This window comes from Bradyrhizobium sp. 195 (assembly GCF_023101665.1).
Lineage (GTDB): Bacteria > Pseudomonadota > Alphaproteobacteria > Rhizobiales > Xanthobacteraceae > Bradyrhizobium.
On record NZ_CP082161.1, the window covers coordinates 7,228,521 to 7,249,943 of the forward strand.

Annotated in this window: 13 protein-coding genes and 1 pseudogene; 10 read left to right on the forward strand and 4 right to left on the reverse strand. The window is 64.4% G+C overall.

The annotated features are described in order from the left end of the window. Window positions 1–9: 9 nt before the first annotated feature. Complete coding sequence (locus IVB26_RS33755) at window positions 10–1,110, reverse strand: glycosyltransferase (RefSeq protein WP_247969286.1); 1,101 nt, start codon at window positions 1,108–1,110, stop codon at window positions 10–12. A gap of 243 nt (window positions 1,111–1,353) precedes the next feature. Between IVB26_RS33755 and IVB26_RS33760 the strand changes: the two genes are divergently transcribed. Further along, entirely contained in the window at window positions 1,354–2,346 is a 993-nt protein-coding gene (locus tag IVB26_RS33760) for a glycosyltransferase (RefSeq protein ID WP_247969287.1), read from the forward strand. Window positions 2,347–2,349: 3 nt separating this feature from the next. On the opposite strand, the gene IVB26_RS33765 is transcribed toward IVB26_RS33760, so the two are convergent. Next, a complete protein-coding gene (locus IVB26_RS33765) occupies window positions 2,350–3,378 on the reverse strand; it encodes a glycosyltransferase family 2 protein (protein ID WP_247969288.1) in 1,029 nt (342 codons plus the stop codon). 394 nt (window positions 3,379–3,772) lie between these two features. Between IVB26_RS33765 and IVB26_RS33770 the strand changes: the two genes are divergently transcribed. The 5 genes from IVB26_RS33770 to IVB26_RS33790 all read left to right on the forward strand — a co-directional run bounded on the left by IVB26_RS33770 (window position 3,773) and on the right by IVB26_RS33790 (window position 9,610). Beyond that, window positions 3,773–4,573: a class I SAM-dependent methyltransferase gene (locus IVB26_RS33770; RefSeq protein ID WP_247969289.1), complete on the forward strand. Its 801-nt coding sequence runs from the start codon at window positions 3,773–3,775 to the stop codon at window positions 4,571–4,573. 288 nt (window positions 4,574–4,861) lie between these two features. After that, window positions 4,862–7,231, forward strand: coding sequence for an exopolysaccharide transport family protein (locus IVB26_RS33775; RefSeq protein ID WP_247969290.1), 2,370 nt, complete (start codon window positions 4,862–4,864; stop codon window positions 7,229–7,231). After that, window positions 7,224–8,027, forward strand: coding sequence for a WecB/TagA/CpsF family glycosyltransferase (locus tag IVB26_RS33780; RefSeq protein WP_247969291.1), 804 nt, complete (start codon window positions 7,224–7,226; stop codon window positions 8,025–8,027). The genes IVB26_RS33775 and IVB26_RS33780 overlap by 8 nt, the downstream gene beginning before the upstream one ends. A gap of 19 nt (window positions 8,028–8,046) precedes the next feature. Next, a complete protein-coding gene (galE, locus tag IVB26_RS33785; RefSeq protein WP_247969292.1) occupies window positions 8,047–9,039 on the forward strand; it encodes a UDP-glucose 4-epimerase GalE in 993 nt (330 codons plus the stop codon). A 229-nt stretch (window positions 9,040–9,268) separates the two neighbouring features. Next, on the forward strand, window positions 9,269–9,610 hold the full coding sequence (locus IVB26_RS33790) for a hypothetical protein (protein WP_247973341.1): 342 nt from the start codon (window positions 9,269–9,271) through the stop codon (window positions 9,608–9,610). On the opposite strand, the pseudogene IVB26_RS33795 reads toward IVB26_RS33790, so the two are convergent. Then, window positions 9,584–13,700, reverse strand: a pseudogene (locus IVB26_RS33795) (bifunctional diguanylate cyclase/phosphodiesterase). The gene IVB26_RS33790 and the pseudogene IVB26_RS33795 sit on opposite strands and share 27 nt — an antisense overlap. Window positions 13,701–13,997: 297 nt before the next feature. Here IVB26_RS33795 and IVB26_RS33800 point away from each other — a divergent pair. The 3 genes from IVB26_RS33800 to IVB26_RS33810 are packed head-to-tail and all read left to right on the forward strand — an operon-like array spanning window position 13,998 to window position 17,239. Next, complete coding sequence (locus IVB26_RS33800) at window positions 13,998–15,050, forward strand: Ldh family oxidoreductase (RefSeq protein WP_247969293.1); 1,053 nt, start codon at window positions 13,998–14,000, stop codon at window positions 15,048–15,050. Between the two features lie 21 nt (window positions 15,051–15,071). Continuing rightward, on the forward strand, window positions 15,072–16,439 hold the full coding sequence (locus IVB26_RS33805) for an LLM class flavin-dependent oxidoreductase (protein WP_247969294.1): 1,368 nt from the start codon (window positions 15,072–15,074) through the stop codon (window positions 16,437–16,439). 14 nt (window positions 16,440–16,453) lie between these two features. Continuing rightward, entirely contained in the window at window positions 16,454–17,239 is a 786-nt protein-coding gene (locus tag IVB26_RS33810; RefSeq protein ID WP_247969295.1) for a fumarylacetoacetate hydrolase family protein, read from the forward strand. A gap of 104 nt (window positions 17,240–17,343) precedes the next feature. Here the strand turns inward: IVB26_RS33810 and IVB26_RS33815 are convergent, their stop codons facing one another. Further along, on the reverse strand, window positions 17,344–17,799 hold the full coding sequence (locus IVB26_RS33815) for an Lrp/AsnC family transcriptional regulator (protein WP_247321235.1): 456 nt from the start codon (window positions 17,797–17,799) through the stop codon (window positions 17,344–17,346). Window positions 17,800–17,946: 147 nt separating this feature from the next. Here IVB26_RS33815 and IVB26_RS33820 point away from each other — a divergent pair, with 147 nt between their 5' ends. Next, the gene (locus IVB26_RS33820; RefSeq protein WP_247969296.1) at window positions 17,947–21,396 is read left to right on the forward strand and encodes an indolepyruvate ferredoxin oxidoreductase family protein; all 3,450 of its coding nucleotides are present in this window, start codon (window positions 17,947–17,949) and stop codon (window positions 21,394–21,396) included. Window positions 21,397–21,423: the final 27 nt, after the last annotated feature.

A 21,423-nucleotide genomic window follows, 5' to 3' on the forward strand; every position in this document is an offset into this window, starting at 1 on the left:
ATCCATGGCTCAAGACATTTGGTGGCGCCGGTGAAGCTCCAGGTCCTGGCTCAACCCTGCTGAGCGTCCGTCAATAGGCGTGGCGGACGTCTGCGCCGCCGGCTGCCGCACGATGCTCCGCGCAATCTCGTAATATTGCAGGGCCCGTTGCTCGAGCGTGAGACTGTCCAGGATAAAACCGCGCGGATCGAACATGCCCGCGGCACAGCCGGCCCAGAAGTTCTCCCAGCCCGCCTCGAACCCCGCGAGGTCGACGAACCTGGCCCCGCAGCGCTCGTCCCAATACGGCACCGAGGACACCGGCGCGAACTGCACGCGGTGCGGATAGTAGTCGGGGTCTCGCCACGGCCCGCCCGGATCCCAGGCGAAAACAGGCACGCCGCAAGACAGAGCCTGCTGATAGGCGATGCCCTGGCTTTCGTTCTGGCAGAGGAAGATCATCGCGCGCGAGTTCGCCAGCGCGGCCTGATAGTCTTCCTCCTTGTAGCTGCCGTAGCGCAGCTCCGTGAACGAGCGCCCCTCTTGTCGCAGACGGGCGCGGACAAGTTCGATCAGCTCCGACGCATAGCGCTCGCGGTCCCAGTGGACCTTGTCGTAGATCAGCACGTCGACTGTCTTCTGCGAGCCGCGTGTCGGTGCCCAGAGGTCGGTGTCGATGCCGACCGGCCATGCCTCAGTCTCGGGCCAGTACGGCCGGTACATGTCGACGTACCACGGGCCGGGCACCACGACCTTCTTCACGGGGAGACGCTTGAACAGATCAGGATCGTCGAGCGGATGATTGTGGGCGGCGACGCCGAGCAGGATCGGGTTCTTCCACGCGAACTTGTCGAGCAGGAAGGTGCGGCCGATGATGCAGGCGAGCTCGTCGGGATGCTGCGCGATGTAGCCGTAATCGTTGACCCGGTAGCGGATACCGAGCCGATCGAGCCCGGCACAGAGATTGAGGAACACGCGAAGCTGGCCGCTCATGCGCGGTTCGCCGAGCAGCAGGCGGCGAGCCATGCGCCGCAGATGCCGGTCGCCGGGAAACCAGCGGTCGTCCTTGTCCTCATAAAAGAGGTTGAGGATCATCGCATCGGGGTCGTGTTCGAATGTCTTTGCGGGCACTGGGTCCATCCGCGGCAGCCGGATGCGCATTCTCGCATGGGACCGGCTGTCGCTCTCCTCCAAATCTGCCACAGGCTTAATGCCAGTGGCTTAACGCTAATTGACGAAACCACGCCGACACACGCCTTCGCGGCAACGATCGGGCCGCAATCCGAGTATCATTTGCAAACAGCCAAGGCTGCGAATGATCGCATCGTTCATTCAGCAGCCGCGTCCTGGTTAACAGACTCTTAAAGGCGAGCCGTGGCTCAGATCACTGCCGAACACGTTCTCGATTTGCCGGCTACGACACGCATCGTTCCGGCGGTGCGCCAGCCGCTGACGTCGAGTCCGACCACGTCGGTGTCCGTCATCATCCCCGCCAAGAACGTTGCGGCCTATATCGGCGAAACTCTCGCCAGCGCACTGGCGCAGGGTGAGATCGGCGAAGTGATCGTCGTGGACGATGGTTCCACTGACAACACCATCGCGATCGTCCGTGCCATTCGCGACCCGCGACTGCGCCTGATGACGAATGATTCCGCCGGCGTGTCGGCTGCGCGCAATCTCGGCGCACGTCATGCAAGCGGCGAATGGCTGCTCTTCCTCGATGCCGACGACCGCCTTCGCCCCGGCGCGGTGGCTGCGCTGCTCGCGGCAGCACGCGGCGCGCCTCGCGCCGTTGTCGTCTACGGCGACTACAATACGATCGACAGCGAGGGACGCCAGATCGGGCGGCGCGACCTGTTGAAGAGACGTCGCAAGCCATCCGGCGACGTGCTGACGCGGCTTGCGGCCGGCAATTTCATCGTCAATGGCGGTATCGCTCTCGCGCGCGCGGAGGCGTTCCGCGCCATCGGCGGCTTCGATACGTCGCTCAGATATTGCGAGGACTGGCATTGCTGGTGCCGTCTCGCTGCGATCGGCGAGTTCGAATTCGCGCCAAAGCTGCTGCTCGATTATCGCCTGCACACAGCCAACACCATGAACGCCGCGGTCCGGACACCGAAGGACTTCTTCCCGGCCATCGCGCGGGTGTTCGACGACGGTTTGATCCTGGCGAGATTGCCCGTAGGCACCGCGTCCGGGCTGCGCCTTGCCGCCGAACTTCATCTCATCACCTATGCGGCGATGCAGGCCGTCCGATTCGGGCGATATCGCCAAGCCCTAGGCTATCTCGGAATGGTCGGCCGGCGCTCGCTCAAGGCGTTGCCGCGCGCCGCGGCAAGGACCGCCCTCGCCCGCTTCGGCATCTAACCGTCACGACACGATTTTGGAGGCCTCATAGGGCTTCGGCGCGAAGCCGAACGCCGCAAGCATGGAGCCGAGCGCCACCAGCGCCGGATGCATGGCGACGACGGCTTTCGACGTCGCCAGCATGCGAGCGGACCGGACCAGCGACAGCGGCAGCCGTCCGAGCATCTGAGCGAACACCCATGCGCGCGCGCTTGCGCTTTGAGCGGCCTTGTATTGCACACGATAATTGATCGCGCCGATGCGCAGGCCACGCTTTGCGATCCAGCCGAGACTGGTGCGGCTCTGCGGCACGGTTTCGGTGATGACCGCTTCCGCCGTCCAATGGAATATCATGCCGGCATCGCGGCACCGCACGAAGAAGTCGCAATCGCCGCCGCCGAGGAAATTGAAACGCAGGTCGAAGGCGGGACGCTCGAACCGCTCGAAGGCCGCGCGCGTAATAAGGCAATTGCCGCAGCCATAGATCAGCGGCACCGCGCCGGAATAGTCGTAGGCGGGACAGAAGGCGGGATGGCGCGACAGCCAGGGTTTGCTGTCGTCTTCGAACACCGGCAACACCGGCCCGCCGACCACGTCGGCGCCGGTCGCCTCCGCGGTGCGAACCATCAGCTCGAGCCAGTCGGGTGACGCGATCTCGTCGTCGTCGATCATCAGGAAGCGGGTCGCGGCGGGAAATAGCGCCTGCGCCGTCTCGAACGCAGCATTGATCGCCTGGCAATTGCCCTGACGCGTCTCGACGAGGCAGACGCCCTGCAGCCTGCCGGCAGCCAGAAACTCCGCAGCAACCGGCGCGCTTTCGCGCTGCGCGGCATCGTTCTCGACCATGACGACGGCAAAGGAACGTGGGGTACGCTGGTTCACCAGCGAGTCCAGCGTCAGCCGCAGGTGCTGCGGACGACGGAAGCAGGGGATGCAGACGACGATGCCGACTGAGAGGTCGATGACCCCAGAGCTCGCCACGATCTCCCGGTTGGGATCGCGCACGGCATCCGAGATACGCATGGTGGACAGGTCTGTCGGGATCAAGGTCATGACGTTCTAGATGTCCGAGATATGTTGAAAAAGCCCTGCTTTAATCCCGCGTCCCGCGACGGCACATCGCCGCGGGGCAGATCCGTCCCAAAACGGACGGCCGGTCGAAAGCGCAAGCCCACCTCGCCCGCCGATCTCCCGCTCGTCCCAAGGCAATACCACGCGTTTAACCGCTTTCGCTCGTTTCTCCCGCGAAATCATGCGCGCGTGATACTGCAATTCGCGGTCCATGCGCCGACGACGACCCAACATGAACAATGCCGTAGTTAATGCGTATGCGGATTAACCCGACCGTAAGCACTGCGACCGGTGAGACGACGCGGCATCAGATTTGCTCTTCGGGCCTGCGAGATTTTTCCTGTAAATTTGAATAGAACAAGCGCGGTCAAAAAACATGAACAAGCCAGCCACGATCGATTTTGCGACAGCCACGGCGATCCATATCCCCGCGGTCACGGCATATACCCAGGCGCTCCACGATCTCGTCCCCGGCGAAGCCCGCGACAGCCTGCTCGCCGTTCACGACGTGCTGCGCCGCGAACTGCCGAAAGGCCAACTCGCCATCTACGAAGCCGGCGGCGGTTCATGCAGCGTCCTGCCACCGGAAATGCTTGACCGCAGCAAGGTCACCGTCGTCGATATCGACGAGGACCAGGTCCGCAACAACACCTACGCGGACGAGGCGATCCTCGGCGACGTCCAAGCCTACCGTTTTACCCGCGAGACCTTCGATCTCGTGATCTGCTACAACGTGATCGAGCATCTGCCCCATGTCGATGCTGCGCTCTTGAATTTCCGCGATGCGCTCAAGCGCGGCGGCATGATCCTGATCGGGGCGCCCAATCCGCGCTCGCTGTCCGGCGTCGTCACCAAATACTCGCCGCACTGGTTTCACGTCTGGTTCTATCGGCACGTCCGCGGCATCAAGGACGCCGGTCTGCCTGGCGAGCCGCCATTCCCGACCTTCTTTCATCCGCTGGTGACGCTGCCCCGGCTCGAGGCATTCGCTGCCGCCAACGGCCTCGAGATGATCTACCGCCGTGAGGTCGAGAGCCCGCGCTATCCCGAGATGCGTCGGCGCAAGCCGCTGTTCGCAGCTCTCGTGGACGCCGGCGCCGCCCTCCTGAATACCATGCTGTCGCGCGGCACCGACGTTCGCCGCGGCGACTATCACGTCATCCTGCGGAAAAGCTGACCATCATGGCGCGCTCGCGGCTCATCACAGGACATGCGGAGACCCGCAGCCGAGCCGTGCGCGGTAACGAACCGTTAATCTCCGGCGAGCCGCCGCATAGCCGGCGTCACGCGGACGCAGCGCGGATTGGCATGCGCTTAAACGCTTTGTTTGCCATTTCGGTGAATAGTCCCACAATGAGTATGGTTAATTTTCCCTGTTGCGTTGATTGGGCCCCTACATCCCGGGGGCATGGCGAGCGAAGAGTAGCCCCTCGGCCTACGGCAATTGGAATGAAAGCTGGGGATCATGCTTGACTATAACCAGCCGATCGATCGGGCGAGACCCGAGCCCCCACAACAGAAGACTGAGGCCGGCTTCAACGTTCTCGAGCTCGCCAATCTGCTCTGGCGGCGCAAGATCGCGATTGCCGCGGCCGCGCTGCTCGGCGCAACGCTTGCCGTCACCATCGGCAAGAGCCTGACGCCCCGCTACACCGCCACCGCCCAGCTCTATGTCGATCCGCGCGAACTTCAGCTCGTCGATCGTGAGCTTACGCCGCGCGCGCAGGATGTCTCCGGCATGTCCATGGTGGTGGAGAGCCAGGCGCGCCTGATCACCTCCAACAGCGTCCTGCTCAAGGTGATCCAGCAGGCTGGTCTCGACAAGGACCCGGAATTCGGCGGCGGCGACGGCAGGAGCCTGATGTCGTCGCTGCTCGGCCTGATCGGCCTGCAGCCCCGCGCGCCCTCCGCTGCTGACAACAAGGAAGTCCAGCTTGCGGCGCTCGAGGCGCTGAACCGGCACATTACGATCCGCAAAACCGAGAAGAGCTTCATCGTCGACATCGAAGTCTGGTCGACCGATCCGGCGAAGGCGGCGATGCTCGCCAACACCCTGACCAGCGCCTATCTCGCCGAATCCCGCAGCTCGCAGGCTTCGGCCGCACGGCGCGCCACCAACGATCTCTCCGGCCGCCTCAAGGAGCTGCGCGAGCGGCTGCGCAGCGCCGAGACCGCGCTCGCCACCTACAAGGCCCAGAACAATTTTGTCGGCACCCAGGACGCGCTGATCAGCGACCAGCAGCTCTCCGCCAGCAACCAGCGGCTTTCCGCGGCCCGCGCGGCGACGATGGACGCGCAGGCGCGGCTCGATCAGATCGAGGCCAGCCGCCGCACGGCGGCCGATGCCGGCGCGAATTCGGAAGCGCTGCAATCGCCGACCATCGCGAACCTGCGCGCGCAATATGCCGATGCGCGCAAGAAGTATGCGGAGCAGGCCGGCGAGCTCGGGCCGCGCCATCCGGCGCTGCGCCAGACCGAAAAGCAGGTCGAGGATCTCAAGCGCACCATCAACGAAGAGATCGACCGCTTCGCGCAGTCCGCCAAGAACGATCTGACGCGCGCCCGCGACTTCGAAGCCTCGCTCAACCGGGCGCTGGAAGCGCAGAAGCGGCAGAGCGTGCAGCTCAGCCAGGCCGCCGTACGCCTGCGCGAGCTCGAGCGCGAGGCCGACGCCAGCCGCGACGTCTATCAATCCTTCCTGAAGCGCTCGCGCGAGACCGAGGAGCAGGAGACGCTCAACACCTCGGCGGCTCGCGTCATCGGTGAGGCGACCGTGCCGCAGCGGCGCTCGTTCCCGCCGGCGATGAGCATGTTCGCCATGATCGGCTTCATCTTCGGTGCGCTCGCAGCGTCGGGCTGGTTCGTCGCGGCCGAACTCCTGTTTGCCGGCGCAGCCGCACCGGCACCCGCGCCAGCCCGCCGCGAGCGCAAGCCGATGCCGGAGAAAGCGCGCACTCCCGAGCTCCTGCAGGCCTCGGAAGCTCCACGACCCCAGCAGGTCTCGCAAGTTCCGGAAGCGGCGCCGGCCCTGCCCGAACTTGCCGCGCCTTCGCTTCAGCCCGCGATGGTCGAAAAGCCCCTGATGGAAAAGCCGCTGATCGCGCGCCTCCAGGAGGCCGACGTCATTCATACGCTCGGCGCCATACTCGCCACCGGCAGCGGCGTCGACCTCACCCGGCTGGGCTGGCCGACATTGCGGCCCGGCTTTCCCCTGACGAGGCTGCTCAATGCCTGGCGCGACATGCGCATCGCCGTGGCCCGGCGTGCCGGCGGCAAGGCGATGCCCGTCATCGCGCTCGTCGGCGGCGGCGAGACCGGGCGCAGCGTGAGCGCGCTGAATTTCGCACTCGCGGCTGCGCGCGATGGCGTCCGCGTGCTGATGATCGACGCCGACCATCAGCTCCACCCGCTCTCGAACAGGGTCAGCCGCCCCGGCAAGAGCGAGCCGAGCAGGCTCGGCTGGCTCTCGATCGGCAGCAAGGCCGCACGCGAGATCAAGACGGTCAACGGCATTTCGGTGCTGCCGGCCAGCGAGGGCGATGCCGGCAAGGCTGCCGACGCGATCCGCAAGGCGATTGCGCAGGCGCGCGCCGCCGGCGGCTATGACCTCGTGATCCTCGACGGCCCTGCGATGCCGCTCTCGGCCGCCGGCCGCAAGCTGCTCGACGACACCGACGCGCTGGTGGCGGTGCTGCCGACCAGCCTCGACATCAACGACAGCCTGGAAGAGATCCTGACCGCGCTCGGCCGCGCCGAGCGCAAGCTCGTCGGCGTCGTGCTCGACGAACTCACCCCTGCAATTGAAACGCGCCAGCGAGGCAGACAATATGCTTGAGCGCCGCGTCAACCTCGACGGACGGGCAGCGACTGCCGACGTGCCGCGAATTACCGTCGGCGGGCTTCGCATGGCCGCGCTCGACCTGGAAGCCACCGCCGATTTCATGATCGAGGCGACCGATCCAAATCATCGCATCGGCCGTCCCCTGTTCCTGACCTCGGCCAATGGCGAGGTCCTGGCGCGCTGCTCGACCGAGCCGCAGACCGAGCGCCTGTTCCGCGCTGCCGACCTGATCAACGCCGACGGCCAGCCGCTGGTGGCGGCCTCGAAGCTGCAATCCTGGTTTCCGCTGCCCGAGCGCGTCGCGACCACGGATTTGTTCCACGTCGTCGCGCGCAAGGCGGAAGCGGTCGGCCGCACCTTCTACATGTTCGGCGCCAGCGAGGCCGAGAACATCGTGGCGGTCGAGAACGTCCAGAAGATGTATCCGAATCTCAAGATCGTCGGGCACAGCCACGGCTATCTGCGAGGCGACGCGCTACGTGCGAAGATCGAGGAGATCAACGCGCTTGCGCCTGATTATCTGTGGGTCGCGCTCGGCGTGCCCAACGAGCAGGCATTCGTTGAGGAATTCACGCCGCATCTCACCAATGTAGGCGTTATCAAGACATCCGGCGGCCTGTTCAATTTCTTGTCCGGCAGCCGCGCGCGCGCGCCGCAATGGATGCAGAAGATGGGGCTCGAATGGGTCTGGCGCACCTGGCTCGAGCCACGCCGCCTGTTCTGGCGCTATTTGACCACCAACCCCCGCGCGCTCTATCTTCTCTTCGGCCGCAACCGACCCCTCCGCTAAGAGAAGAGCAGAAGACGACATGACCGACCGACCGACCGTCCTCGTCACAGGGGGCGCGGGCTATATTGGCTCGCATGCCTGCCGCGCATTGACCGCTGCCGGCTATCAGCCCATCGTTTATGACAATCTCTCGACAGGCCATCGCAGCTTCGTGACCGGCCCCCTGGTGACCGGCGATCTGCTCGACGGCACGGCGCTGGCCCGCGCCTTCGCCGACCACAAGATCACGGCGGTGATGCATTTCGCGGCGGCGAGCCTCGTCGGCGAATCCATGACCGATCCGCAGAAATATTACGTCAACAATGTGCAGGGAACGCTGTCGCTGTTCCAGGCGATGCGCAACGCCGGCTGCCATCGCATCGTGTTCTCCTCGACCGGCGCCGTCTACGGCAACGCCGACTCCAAGGAGCTGCCGGAAGACTTTCCCTGCGCACCGATCAACCCGTACGGCGCATCGAAATGGATGATCGAGCGGATGCTTGCTGATTACCGCTCAGCCTATGGCTTCGGCGCGTTCTGCCTGCGTTATTTCAACGCCAGCGGCGCCGATCCCTCAGGCGGCATTGGCGAGCTGCGCGACAACGAAACCCACCTGATTCCCCGCGCCATGATGGCGCTGCAGGGCCATGTCGACTTCGCGGTGTTCGGCGACGACTACGACACGCCCGATGGAACCGCGATCCGCGACTACATCCACGTCACCGACCTTGCAGCGGCGCATGTCGCGGCACTGAAGCTTCTCGAAGACGGGCATGCCGGCGGCAGCTTCAATCTCGGCACCGGTTCGGGTTTTTCCGTGCGCGAGATCCTCAACGCCATCAGGCAGGAGACCGGGCGCGAGGTGCCCCACACCGTCAAGCCGCGCCGCGCGGGCGATCCCACTTATCTGGTCGCCGATCCCTCCGCGGCACGGAAGGTGCTGAACTTCGTGCCGCGTCACTCCGACCTGCCTACGGTCATCCGCACCGCCTGGGCCTGGCACCAGAAGGCGCATCCGTTCAGGCCGCGTTAGGCAATCGGCGCACCCGCAGCTTGCCTGCCGTGCCTCGACACGGCTAGAATGCATATTCGTTGCCGCCGCCAGCGCATTGCTGACCGCCGCATCCTTTCGCATAGCCGACGACGATGTCGGCTTGCATGGCCGCGCTCATTGGCGCGAGCCGATTTTTCCGAACGAAGACCACTATCACATCCGCCCGTCGGCCCGTCCATCGGGCGTGGATTTAGGGAGTATCGACCGCATGCATCAGGCTGCACGCCTGGAGTTCGAGCGCGTGATGGAAGAATTCGCCCGCTGGCAGGTCGTGCCCGCGGACGAGCGCTCGCCCGCGCCTGCCTGGTGGTGGGGTCCTGCGATGGCGGTGTTTGACGACAATGAGCCGATGGGTTGCGCATGGTGCGCCGAGCTCGGCTTGAACGACGGGTCGAGCTTCGCCGAGGGCGCGCGCACGATTCTCGCGCTGTTCGTCGAGCAGACCTCGCTGACCGGACCTCAGGACTTTCCGAGCAAGCTCGAGGGCGGCGAACAAGACGTCCGCGAGCTGCATCCTCAGCCGTCAGACGACAGCGCGTTTCAGCCGTGACGCCGCAGCTTCCGTGACTGCAGCGTCCGGCTCCGGCTGGAGCGGCGGCGCGACAGGCAGAACCATGGGCCGAAGCAGCTCGGCCATCTGCCGCGCCGGCAAGGGCTTGGAGATGAGGAAGCCCTGCATCTCATCGCAGCCATGGCTGCGCAGGAACGCCTCCTGCTCGACGTTCTCGACGCCTTCGGCGACGACGGTCATGCCGAGCGCCTTGCCCATGCTGATGATCGCTTGCGCGATTGCCTGGTCTTCCGAATCCTGCGGCAGGTCCCGCACGAAGGAGCGGTCGATCTTGATGGTGTCGATCGGGAAATGCTTCATCAGCGACATCGACGAATAGCCGGTACCGAAATCGTCGATGGCAAGACGAATGCCGCGGCTCTGGATGGCGTCGAGCACCTTGAGCGCGCGGCCGACATTGCGCATCATCATGCTCTCGGTGACCTCGAGCTGGAGCAGCGCCGGCGACATGCCGCTGGCGGCCAGCGCCTCGTCGACGTCCTGCAACAGATGCTCGTCGGCGAACTGACGCGGCGATAGGTTGACCGCCATCGACAGCGGCAACAGGCCGCGGCGCTGCCAGGCCATGGCCTGGGCGCAGGCCTCGTTGAGGACCCAGCGGCCGATCGGCACGATCAGCCCGGTTTCCTCCGCAAGCGGAATGAACTGCGCCGGCGAGACGCTGCCGAGGTCAGGATGCGTCCAGCGCAGCAACGCTTCCACGCCGGTGATCTGGCCGGTCTCCATCTCCACCTTGGGCTGGTAGTTCAAGGAGAACTGCCCGCGCTCCAGCGCCCGGCGCAGCGCGCTCTCCAGCGAGAGCCGTTCGATCGATTGCGTCTTCACTTCCTTGGAGAAGAAGCGGCAGCCGTTCTTGCCGTCTTCCTTGGCAAGATACATCGCCATGTCGGCGTTCTTTGTCAGCGTCTGCGCATCGGAACCGTTGGCCGGATACATCGCGATGCCGATCGAAGCCGTGGTGTGGCACTCGTGCCCGGCCAGCTCCATGGGCTCGGCCAGTGCCGTCAGGAGCCCGGTCGCGATCCGCTGGACGTCATCGATCTCGCCGCATTGATCGAGGATCACCACGAACTCGTCGCCTCCGAGCCGCGCCACCACGTCGCTGGTCCGCAACGCGCCGCGCAAGCGGTTCGCCACTTCGAGCAAGAGCAGGTCGCCGGCCTCATGCCCCAGCGAATCGTTGATGACCTTGAAACGGTCGAGGTCGATGAACAGCACCGCAAAGCGGTGGTCGTGATGCTCGGCCACGTCGATCGCCTTGCGCAAAAGCCCGTTGAAGGTTTCGCGGTTCGGAAGGTCCGTCAGGCTGTCATGCGAGGCGAGGTACTCGATCCGCTCGTCCGCCTCGTTCTTCTCGTCCGCGCGATCGAAATTCTCCATCGCGAAGGCGACGTTGTCGGCGAGGCGCTGCAACAGCTCGACGAACTCAGTCGTGAAGGTATCCTTTTCGGTCGACATGTAGATCATGACGCCGACGGCCATGTCGTGAACAATGAGCGGGATCGCCGCGCCCGAGCGCGCACCATCGCCCCGAACGACGGCGTGGAAGGCACTCACGCGCTGGTCGGTGAGATAGTCGTTGCTGATGCAGGGCTGGCGCGTGCGGAACGCCGTGCCGGCCATCCCCCGACCTTCGGGGCGCTCGGGATCGATGGAGAGACGGACGTTGCGTGTCGTGTCGGCGGACGGACCGGCGGCGGCCACGATCTCGAGCTGGTCGGTGCCGGCCCTGGCCAGCGCGATCGTGGTCGAGGTGAACTTGGCGCCGTTCGACGCCGCAAGGCACACGAGGTCGAACAGCTCGGCGCGCGACTTCGCCCGCATGATCGCCTCGTTGGTCGCGCTCAAGGCCGCGAACATGCGCGTCAGCCGCTCCTTCTGCGCCTCGGTGCGGGCCTTTTCTTCAGCGCGATCGAAATTGTCGAGCGCAAACGAGACGTTTTCCGCGAGACGGGCCAGCAGCTCGACCAGATCGGGCGTGAATGTGTCTTCCTCCGGAGCAAGAAACAGGAGGATGCCGATCGGCTCCAGGCCGGCGCGCAAAAGCGGGAAGCTTGCAGCGGCACGGGTCCCGTCCTCGACTGCCTTGGAGTGCCAGTGTGCCGAGCGGGGATCGTGCATATAGTCGTTGATGACACTGGGCCGACGCGTCCGCACCGAGATTCCGATGATTCCCTGGCCCTCGGGGTGATCCGGGGAAATCGCACAGCTGCGTCCGACCATTCGCTCCTGGAGACGCCCCTTCACGGCGACGACCCGGACCAGATCACATGTCTCGTCGATGATTCCAATCGTCGCCGAGGCGAACATACCGCCGAGCACGGCCGCCTGACATGCGACGTCGAACAGCTCCTCGCGAGTCTCGGCGCGCATGATGGCTTCGTTGGTGGCGCTCAACGCTTCAAACATGCCGCTCAGCCGGTCTCGCTGCTTGTCGGCCTTCGCCTTCTCCTCGGAGCGGTCGAGATTTGCGATCGCAAACGACACGTTGCGCGCAAGACGTTCCAGCAGTTCGACCAACTCGGGCGTGAACGTGCCGATCTCGAGGGAATTGAACAGGAACACGCCTTCGGCACGATCGCCGTTGAGCAACGGCAACGCAGCGGAGGACTTGATGCCGGTCCGGCGCGCGCTGTCGTGCCACGGCTTGAGGCGGTCATCGGACAGCAGGTCGTTGGTCAGGCAGGGCTTTCTGGTGCGGAAACACGTGCCGGTCAGGCCTCGCCCTTCCGGCACCGTGTCCGTCGTTGCAAATTTGAGCCTGCGCACTTCGTCGGAGTTCGGTCCTGCGGAAGCGACGACGCGCAGCATTTCGGAGGCAGGCTCGGCGAGCGCGATCGTCGCAGAGCCGAACTTGCCGCCCTGGAACGAAGCTTCGCATACGAGATCGAACAGCTCGGCACGCGACGTCGCCCGGATGATCGCCTCGTTGGTAGCGCTGAGCGCCGCATACATGCGCGCCAGCCGTTCCTCTTCCGCGGCGATTCTGGCCTTTTCGGACTCCCGGTCGAAGTTCTCGATTGCGAACGAGACGTTCTCCGCCATGCGCATCAGGAGCGCGACGACTTCCTCGTCCTTGGCCCAGGACTTGCTGATGAAGAACAGAATAATGCCGACGCTCTTGCCATATTTGATCAACGGAGCCGCGACGAGGGCTGCGACGCCCGTATTGATATTGGCTTGCTCCCACAGCGTTCCCTTGGTGCGGCTGACGAGGTCGTCCTCGACGAGGGGCTTTTTGGCTGCGAAAGACCGTGCCGGAGATTCCACGGCCATAGGGATTGGCGGCATCGACGGAATATTGGGTCTGGGCAACGAGCTCCAGATTCTGGCCCGTGCCGGCGACGGGTTTCAGCCAGTGGGATTCCTGCTCCTTCAGCAGGACGACCGTTGCGAGCGACTTGCCGCCATGGACGGACGCGTCGCATACGAGCTGGTACAGCTCCTGCTCGGTCTTGGCACTCAGGATTGCTTCGTTGGTGGCGCTGAGGGCGCCGAACATGCGGTTGAGCCGCCGCGCCGTCCGTTCGCTGGCCTGCTGCGCGGTCTCGCGCGCGAAATTATCCAGCGCATAGGAAATGTTGGCCGACATGCGCTCGAACAGCGAGACCATCGGGTCGTTGAACGAATTGGCCTCGCGACGGGTCACCAACAACACGCCGACGCTTTTGCCGTTGCAGAGCAGCGGCAGCGCCGCAGCCGCGCCGATGGCGGCCGAAGCCGCGCCCGCGCGCCATGCCAGCGAGCGCGGGTCGTTCAGATAATCGTTGCTGACGCACAGCTTCTGATCGCGAAACGCCTCGCCACCGACACCCGAGCCTTCAGGTGTACCGGCTTCCGTCGTGATCACGAGGGAGCGCAGCCGTGGAATGTCGTCGCCGCGACCGGCCGCAAAGCACAGCCGCCGCCCATCCGGTCCCACCAGGAACACGGCGACCGCCAAAAAATCCCCGCTCGAAAACCCGGCGTCGCAGACCTTCTGGTACAGCTCGTCCGGCGATTTCGCGTAGAGGATCGCTTCGTTAATGGCGCTCAACGCCGCAAAGGTGCGCGCGAGTGTCGTCGGCACGATCTCAGCTCCCGGGCATTTCTGCCTATTTCTCCCGGCTGCCCTTATGAAGCGCGATCGCCTAAGTGGTCGTTATTGCGCGCCGCAAACCGTCGATCAAAGTGAACGAGCTGCGAACGAGGGGCGCCAAACTGTCGAAAATACCGCCGCACCGGACGAATGTTCGACCAAAGGCGCGCTCTCTTTACGAATTTGCAGCCCTGTATTGGTTTACGGGAGATTGATATCGCGGCGGCGCTTTGAGACGATGGCAGCCAACAAGCAAGCCCGTTAAGGGCACCAGGCCAAGGGAACGCCATGCCGGTCGTCAGAGCCGATCGCCTCACGCGCATCAGCGCCGCCCTGCTCCGTGCTGCCGGAGCTTCCGAGGAAGAGGCCGACGCGGTGGCGACCGGCTGCGTCAACGCCAATCTCGCCGGTCATGACTCGCACGGCGTGATCGCTGTTCCCACCTATATCGACCGGATCAAGGCCGGGCACATCGTCCCCGGCGCCGAATGGACCATCGTCCAGGAGTCGCCGACCACGACCGTGATCGACGGCCATTGGGGATTTGGCTTCCACGTCAACGCCAAAGCGATGGCGCTGACGATCGAGAAGGCGAAGACGGCGAACGTCGCCGCCTGCACGGTGTTTCGGCAGAGCCATGTCGGCCGCCTCGCCGCCTATCCGCTGATGGCGATGCGCGCAGGGATGATCGGGATCGCGACCGCTGATTCCGGCCGCTCGCCGAAGCATGTGGCTCCGTTCGGGGGCAAGGAGGCGCGACTCGGCACCAACCCGATCTCGATCGCGGTGCCGTCCGATCTCGATGCGCCGTTCTATCTCGACATGGCGACCTCGGCGGTCGCTGCCGGCAAGATCCAGCTTGCGGTCACGCGCGGTGAGGAGATTCCGACGGGCTGGATCATTGATGCCGAGGGACGTCACACCACCGACCCGGCCCAATACCGCAAGGGCGGCGCGCTGCTGCCGCTCGGCGGCACCGAGGGTTACAAGGGCAGCGGTCTTGCCGCCATGGTCGAGGTGCTGTGCGGCCTGCTCACCGGCCTCGGCTTCGGCGTCGAGCCCACGGGGCGACACAACGACGGATGCTTCATGGCGGTGTTCAACGTCGCCGCATTCCGCCCGCTGAAGGACTTCAAGCGCGAGGTCGCCGAATTCGCGCGTTATCTGAAATCGACACCGCCGTCCGAGGGCAGCAACGGCGTGTTCTATCCCGGCGAGATCGAGGGCCTGCGCGAACTGCAGCGCCTGCGCGACGGCATCGAGGTCGAGGATGCGACTTGGGAAAAGCTGCGCGTGCTGGCGCGGGAGTACCGGCTCGAAACAGTGCTCGATCTGGCCTGACGGAATTTGGAGAACAGCAGCATGACGCGACAGATGATCCTGGTTGGCTTCCTCCAGGCGCAGAACTGCACCAATTTGCCGAGCTCCTGGCGCCATCCGGACTCGCGCGACGATTCGATGTCGGCGGACTATTATCAGGAGATCGCCAAGATCCTCGAAGCCGGCAAATTCCACATGGCCTTCTTCGACGATCGCCTGGCAATGCCGGACCGCTACGGCAACGAGCACGCCCACACGGTCGAATACGGCATCCGCTGCGTGAAGATGGATCCGCTGATCGTGCTGACCACGATGGGCATGGTCACCGAGAAGCTGGGCCTTGGCGCGACCTGCTCGACCACTTATTACGAGCCGTTCGACGTCGCCCGCCGCTTCGCAACGCTCGACCTGATGTCGGGCGGACGCGCGGGCTGGAACGTCGTCACCTCGCTCAATGACGGTGAAGCTCTCAACATGGGCCGGGATTCGCATCCCGAACACGATTCCCGCTATGACCGCGCCGACGAGTTCATGGAAGTGGTGCTCGGTCACTGGGACACCTGGGAAGACGGCGCGCTCATCATGGACAAGCAAAGCGGCCGCTTTGCTGATCCGACCAAGGTGAAGCGGCTCGACCACAAGGGACCAGCCTTCAAGTCGCGCGGGCCATTCACCGTTCCGCGCTCGGATCAGGGCCATCCCGTGATCATCCAGGCCGGCGCATCCGGTCGCGGCCAGCGCTTTGCCGGGCGATGGGGCGAGGTGATCTTCACCGCCGCGCGCAATCTCACTGCCGCCAAGGAAGGCTATGCGTCCGTGCGTAACGAAGCCGCCAAGGCTGGCCGCGATCCCGACCAGATGTTCCTCTGCAATTTGACGACGCCGGTCTGCGCCGCGACCAAGGCCGAGGCCGAGGACAAGATGGCGCTGATCAACAAGCTGCCGCTGCAGATCGACGCGCTGTCGCTGCTCGCCGAAGCGCTCAATTACGATTTCGCCTCCAAGGACCTCGACGAGCCGCTGACGACCGAAGAGCTGAAGAGTATGCAAGGCATTCTGGGCATCCGCGACGGCGTGCTGAAGGCTTCCGGCAAGAGCAATCCCAGTGCGCGCGACTTCGTCACCTTCTCCGGCCGCGGCCAGGTCCAGGACGCGATGGTCGGCGGCCCCAAGGAGATCGCGGACAAATTCGAAGAAATGTTCGTCGAGCGCGGCTGCGACGGCTTTGTCATCGCCGCGACCTATGTGCCCGGCTCCTACGCCGATTTCGTTCGGCATGTCGTACCGGAGCTGCAGCGCCGCGGCCTGTTTCAGAAGGACTATCGCGGCAAGACCTTGCGGGAAAATCTCGGGCTCAAGCGACCGGCTGCCGGCGCCTGGAAGGCGCAGCCGCGCGATGCCGCGGAATAACGACGAGGTACGAGATGCGCTGGCTGAAATTCACCGCCTCGAGCAAGACGTCATGGGGAATCATCGAAGGCGACCGGGTGATCGCGGTCGACGGCGATCCCTTCGGCGAATGGCAGCGCAGCTCGCGCACGCATCCTCTGTCAGAGGTCAAGATCGAGCTGCCGCTGATCCCCCGCACCTTCTATTGCGTCGGTCTCAATTATCTCAAGCACTTGAAGGAAGCCGCCGACAAGGCTGGCACCGTGCCGGCCGTGCCAGACCGTCCCGAGATCGGCTATCGCGCCCAGAACGCACTGATCGCGCATGACGAGGACGTGGTGATCCCGTCTTTTGCGACGGAGAAGATCCATTATGAAGGCGAGCTCGTCGTCGTCATCGGCAAGAAGGTGAAGCATCTCACCGAAGCGAACGCGATGGATTGCGTGTTCGGCTACACTGTCGGCAACGACGTCAGCGAACGAAGCTGGCAGAAGGTCGATCGCGGTCTGTGGAGATCAAAGAACGCCGACACGTTCAAGCCGATGGGACCGTGGATCGAGACCGAGGCTGATCTCGACAAGATGGAAACGACCGTCCGGGTCAACGGCAAGGAAACCAACCGCTTCGCGACCAACGACATGATCTTCGGCGTGGTGCCGTTCCTGGTCGAGCTGACCAAATATTTCACGCTATGGCCCGGCGACGTGATCTGGATGGGCACCGACGGCGCCTCGCCGGATATCAAGCATGGTGACGTCGTGGAGATCGACATCAGCGGTGTCGGGACGTTGCGAAACAGGTTTGTGCGGGAGGGGCGGTGATCTTGACGTAGGATGGGTAGAGCGCAGCGAAACCCATCACGTCAGTTCGTCGCGGAAAGAGCGCGATGGGTTTCGCTATCGCTCTACCCATCCTACAATCTCCTTCAAAACGGCAGCGCCACGCCGGTCTTGATCTCCTTCAGCACCACATTGCTGCGGACGTAACGGATGCCGGGGATGCGGAACATGAACTCGTCGAGGAAGCGGTTGTAGGCGGCCATGTCCTGCACGACGACGCGCAGATGATAATCAGCATCACCCGTGGTCGCAAAGCACTCCAGCACCTCGCGACGTTTGGTGACGCGGGACACAAACTCGTCGACGAATTTGGCATCGTGCCGCTCAAGTGAGACGTGGAGGATGGCCGACATCGCAAAGCCCGCCTGCTCGCGCGCGACCAATGCCGCGTAGCCCTGAATGACCCCGGCCTCCTCCAGCGCGCGTACCCTGCGCCAGCAGGCCGAGGTGGACATGCCGACCTCGTCCGCCAGTTGCTGGTTGGTGGCGCGGCCGTCCTTCTGGAGGTGCGCAAGAATCCGCGTGTCCTGCTCTTCAATCATGGATTTCACCAAATCGGATCGTTCTACCGAATTATAGGACAAATCGGGAAAATCTACCAGAATGGCCAGCCTGTCAGGAAAGATAGGTAAGACCTACCAGCCGCCCGGGCCTAACCTTCCCCCATGCAGGTGCCGCGGGAGGTCCGCATGGACGCCATTCCGTCACTCGACCCCTATGAACTGTCCGATCGCTACGATCGCGAGCACGGCCGTGTCTTTCTCACGGGGACGCAGGCCATCGTTCGCATCGCGCTCGATCAGGCGAGGCGCGACCGCGCGCGTGGGCTGAACACCGCCGGTTTCATCTCCGGCTATCGCGGCTCGCCGCTCGGCGGCATCGATCTCGAACTCTGGCGCATCCAGGAACGTTTGAAGCGGGACCGCATCGAATTCCTCCCCGCCGTGAACGAGGACCTCGCCGCGACCGCGGTGCTCGGCTCGCAGCAGGTCGAAACGCAAGGCGACCGCGAGGTCGATGGCGTGTTCGGCCTCTGGTACGGCAAGGGCCCGGGCGTCGATCGCTCCGGCGACGCGCTCAAGCACGGCAATGCCTATGGTTCGTCGCCGCATGGCGGCGTGCTGGTGGTCGCCGGCGACGACCATGGCTGCGTCTCCTCCTCGATGCCGCACCAGTCCGACGTCGCCTTCATGAGCTGGTTCATGCCGACGCTGCATCCTGCAAGCGTCGGCGAATATCTCGAATTCGGCGAATACGGCTACGCGCTCAGCCGCTTCTCCGGCATGTGGGTCGGCTTCAAGGCGATCTCGGAGATCGTCGAATCGGGCGCCTCCGTCGAGTTGGGCTCGCCCCGAAGCTTCCGCATGCCCGACTTCACGCCGCCGCCAGGCGGCCTGCACTATCGCTGGCCCGACCTGCCGGGCCCGCAGATCGAGGAGCGGCTGGAGGCGAAGAAGCACGCCGTCTATGCCTTCGCCAAGGCCAACCCGATCGATCGCCACATCTACGACATCCCGGACGCAACCTACGGCATCGTCACGACAGGCAAGGCGCATCTCGATTTGATGGAAGCGCTGCGGCTGATGGGCCTCGATGAAGCCGCCTGCCGCAGCATCGGCATCGACGTCTACAAGGTCGGCATGGTCTGGCCGCTGGCGTTGCATGACGCCATGGATTTCGTGAAGGGCAAGCGCGAGATCCTCGTGGTCGAGGAGAAACGCGGCATCATCGAGAGCCAGTTCAAGGAATATTTCTATGATTATCCCGGCAGCAAACCCGAACGCATGGTGGGCAAGCACGACGAGACCGGCGCGCGGCTGATTTCCTGGATCGGCGAATTGTCGCCGCGCGCGCTGGCGGGCGTGCTGGCGCGCCGGCTCGATCCGATGTTCCCGGGACTCAATCTCGCCGCGCGCGCAGCCGCGCTCCTGCCGGAGGCCGCACGCACCATCAATGTCTCAGGCGCAACGCGCACGCCCTATTTCTGCTCGGGTTGCCCGCACAACACCTCGACGAAAGTGCCAGAGGGATCGAAGGCACTGGCCGGCATCGGCTGCCATTTCATGGCAAGCTGGATGGACCGCGAGACCTCGTCTCTGATCCAGATGGGCGGTGAAGGCGTGAATTGGGCGGCTTCGTCGAGATTCACCGGCCACAAGCACATTTTCCAGAACCTCGGCGAAGGCACCTACTACCACTCCGGCTCGATGGCGATCCGGCAGGCGATCGCGGCCAAGGCCAATATCACCTACAAAATCCTGTTCAACGATGCCGTCGCCATGACCGGCGGCCAGCCGGTCGACGGTCCCGTCAGTGTCCAGGCGATCGCGCACAGCGTCCGCGCCGAAGGCGTGACGCGCATCGCGCTGGTCTCGGATGATCCCGCGCAGTTCTCGCCTGCCGACCTGCCAGCCGGCGTCACCATCCATCCGCGCGAGGAGATGGATGCCGTGCAGCGTGAGTTGCGCGAGGTCTCCGGCGTCTCGGTCCTGATCTATCAGCAGACCTGCGCCACGGAGAAGCGACGCCGGCGCAAGCGCGGGCAGATGGCCGACCCCAAGCGTTTCGCCTATATCAACGATCTCGTCTGCGAAGGCTGCGGCGACTGCTCGGTGGAATCCAACTGCCTCAGCGTCGAGCCGAAGGAGACAGCGTTCGGCCGCAAGCGCCAGATCAACCTCTCATCCTGCAACAAGGATTTTTCCTGCCTCAACGGCTTCTGCCCAAGCTTCGTCACCGTCGAAGGCGCGACGCGTCGGAAAAAGACTGCGAGCCAGATCGACGCGGTCGGCCACGCCGCAACGCTTCCTCTGCCCGCGACCGCAACGCTCGAGCGTCCCCACGATCTGCTGGTGACCGGCGTCGGCGGCACCGGCGTGATCACCGTCGGCGCGCTGATCGGCATGGCCGCCCACCTCGAAGGTCGCGGCGTCTCGGTGCTGGACTTCACCGGCTTTGCGCAGAAGTTCGGGCCTGTGCTGAGCTATATCCGGATTGCACCAAGTCCCGAGGCCCTGCACCAGGTGCGCATCGACCAGGGCGCGGCCGACGCGCTGATCGGCTGCGATCTCGTCGTCAGCTCTTCGCCAAAGGCGTCCGGCACCTTCCGGAAGGGCACGCGGGCCGCGGTCAATACTGCGGAAATGCCGACCGGCGACGTCGTCCGGTTTCGCGACGCCGACCTCGCCTCGCCCGCCCGCCTGCGCGCGATCGGCTGGGTCGTCGGTGAAGACAATCTCGGCACGATCAATGCCAACGCGCTGGCCGAGCGGCTGCTCGGCGATGCCGTCTATGCCAATATCATCATGCTCGGTTTTGCCTGGCAGCGTGGGCTGGTCCCGATTTCGCTAGAGGCGCTGCTGCGCGCGATCGAGCTCAACGGCGTCGCTGTCGAGCACAACAAGCAGGCCTTTGCCTGGGGCCGGATCGCGGCTTCCGATCCGGCCTTCCTGCCGAAGGTGAACGAAGCGCTCGCAGCCGAGACGCTCGACCAGATCATCGACCGTCGCGCCGACTTTCTCACCGCCTATCAGGACAGCATCTATGCGGCACGCTACCGGACGACCCTCGCAAGGGTCCGCGGTGCCGAAGCTGTTCTGAACAGCGAGGCTCTGACCGAGGCAGTCGCACGCGCCCTGTTCAAGCTGATGGCCTATAAGGACGAATACGAGGTGGCGCGGCTGCACATGCAAGCCGGATTCCTTGATGAACTGAAACGCGAATTCGAGGATGGCTTCAAAATCCAATATCACCTCGCCCCGCCGTTCCTGCCATCGCGGCGCGACGCCCGTGGACGCCCGCGCAAACGCGCCTTCAGTCAGTGGATCCAGACCCCTCTGACCATGCTCGCGCGCCTGAAGGTGCTGCGCGGAACGCCGTTCGATCCGTTCGGTTACACCGCGGAACGGCGCACCGAGCGCGAACTGATCGCGTGGTATGAAGGCCTGATCGAACGAATGCTCGGCGCGCTCGATACGGCGCCTCTTCCAGATCTCATCGCCATTGCAAAGGCGCCGATGGAGATCCGCGGCTACGGCCCCGTCAAGGACACCGCGATCGGGAAGGTGAAGACAGAGGTCGAGCGGCTGTTTAATGAACTCCACACGCCATCGCCGGCAAAGATGCGCGCCACCGGTTGAAGAACAGTGCGGGGGCGCGGGCTTTCA

Coding starts and splice junctions, on each gene's coding strand:
- IVB26_RS33765 (WP_247969288.1), bottom strand. CDS start 3,378: ATGACCTTGATCCCGACAGACCTGTCCACCATGCGTATCTCGGATGCC.
- IVB26_RS33770 (WP_247969289.1), top strand. CDS start 3,773: ATGAACAAGCCAGCCACGATCGATTTTGCGACAGCCACGGCGATCCAT.
- IVB26_RS33775 (WP_247969290.1), top strand. CDS start 4,862: ATGCTTGACTATAACCAGCCGATCGATCGGGCGAGACCCGAGCCCCCA.
- IVB26_RS33780 (WP_247969291.1), top strand. CDS start 7,224: ATGCTTGAGCGCCGCGTCAACCTCGACGGACGGGCAGCGACTGCCGAC.
- galE (WP_247969292.1), top strand. CDS start 8,047: ATGACCGACCGACCGACCGTCCTCGTCACAGGGGGCGCGGGCTATATT.
- IVB26_RS33790 (WP_247973341.1), top strand. CDS start 9,269: ATGCATCAGGCTGCACGCCTGGAGTTCGAGCGCGTGATGGAAGAATTC.
- IVB26_RS33800 (WP_247969293.1), top strand. CDS start 13,998: ATGCCGGTCGTCAGAGCCGATCGCCTCACGCGCATCAGCGCCGCCCTG.
- IVB26_RS33805 (WP_247969294.1), top strand. CDS start 15,072: ATGACGCGACAGATGATCCTGGTTGGCTTCCTCCAGGCGCAGAACTGC.
- IVB26_RS33810 (WP_247969295.1), top strand. CDS start 16,454: ATGCGCTGGCTGAAATTCACCGCCTCGAGCAAGACGTCATGGGGAATC.
- IVB26_RS33815 (WP_247321235.1), bottom strand. CDS start 17,799: ATGATTGAAGAGCAGGACACGCGGATTCTTGCGCACCTCCAGAAGGAC.
- IVB26_RS33820 (WP_247969296.1), top strand. CDS start 17,947: ATGGACGCCATTCCGTCACTCGACCCCTATGAACTGTCCGATCGCTAC.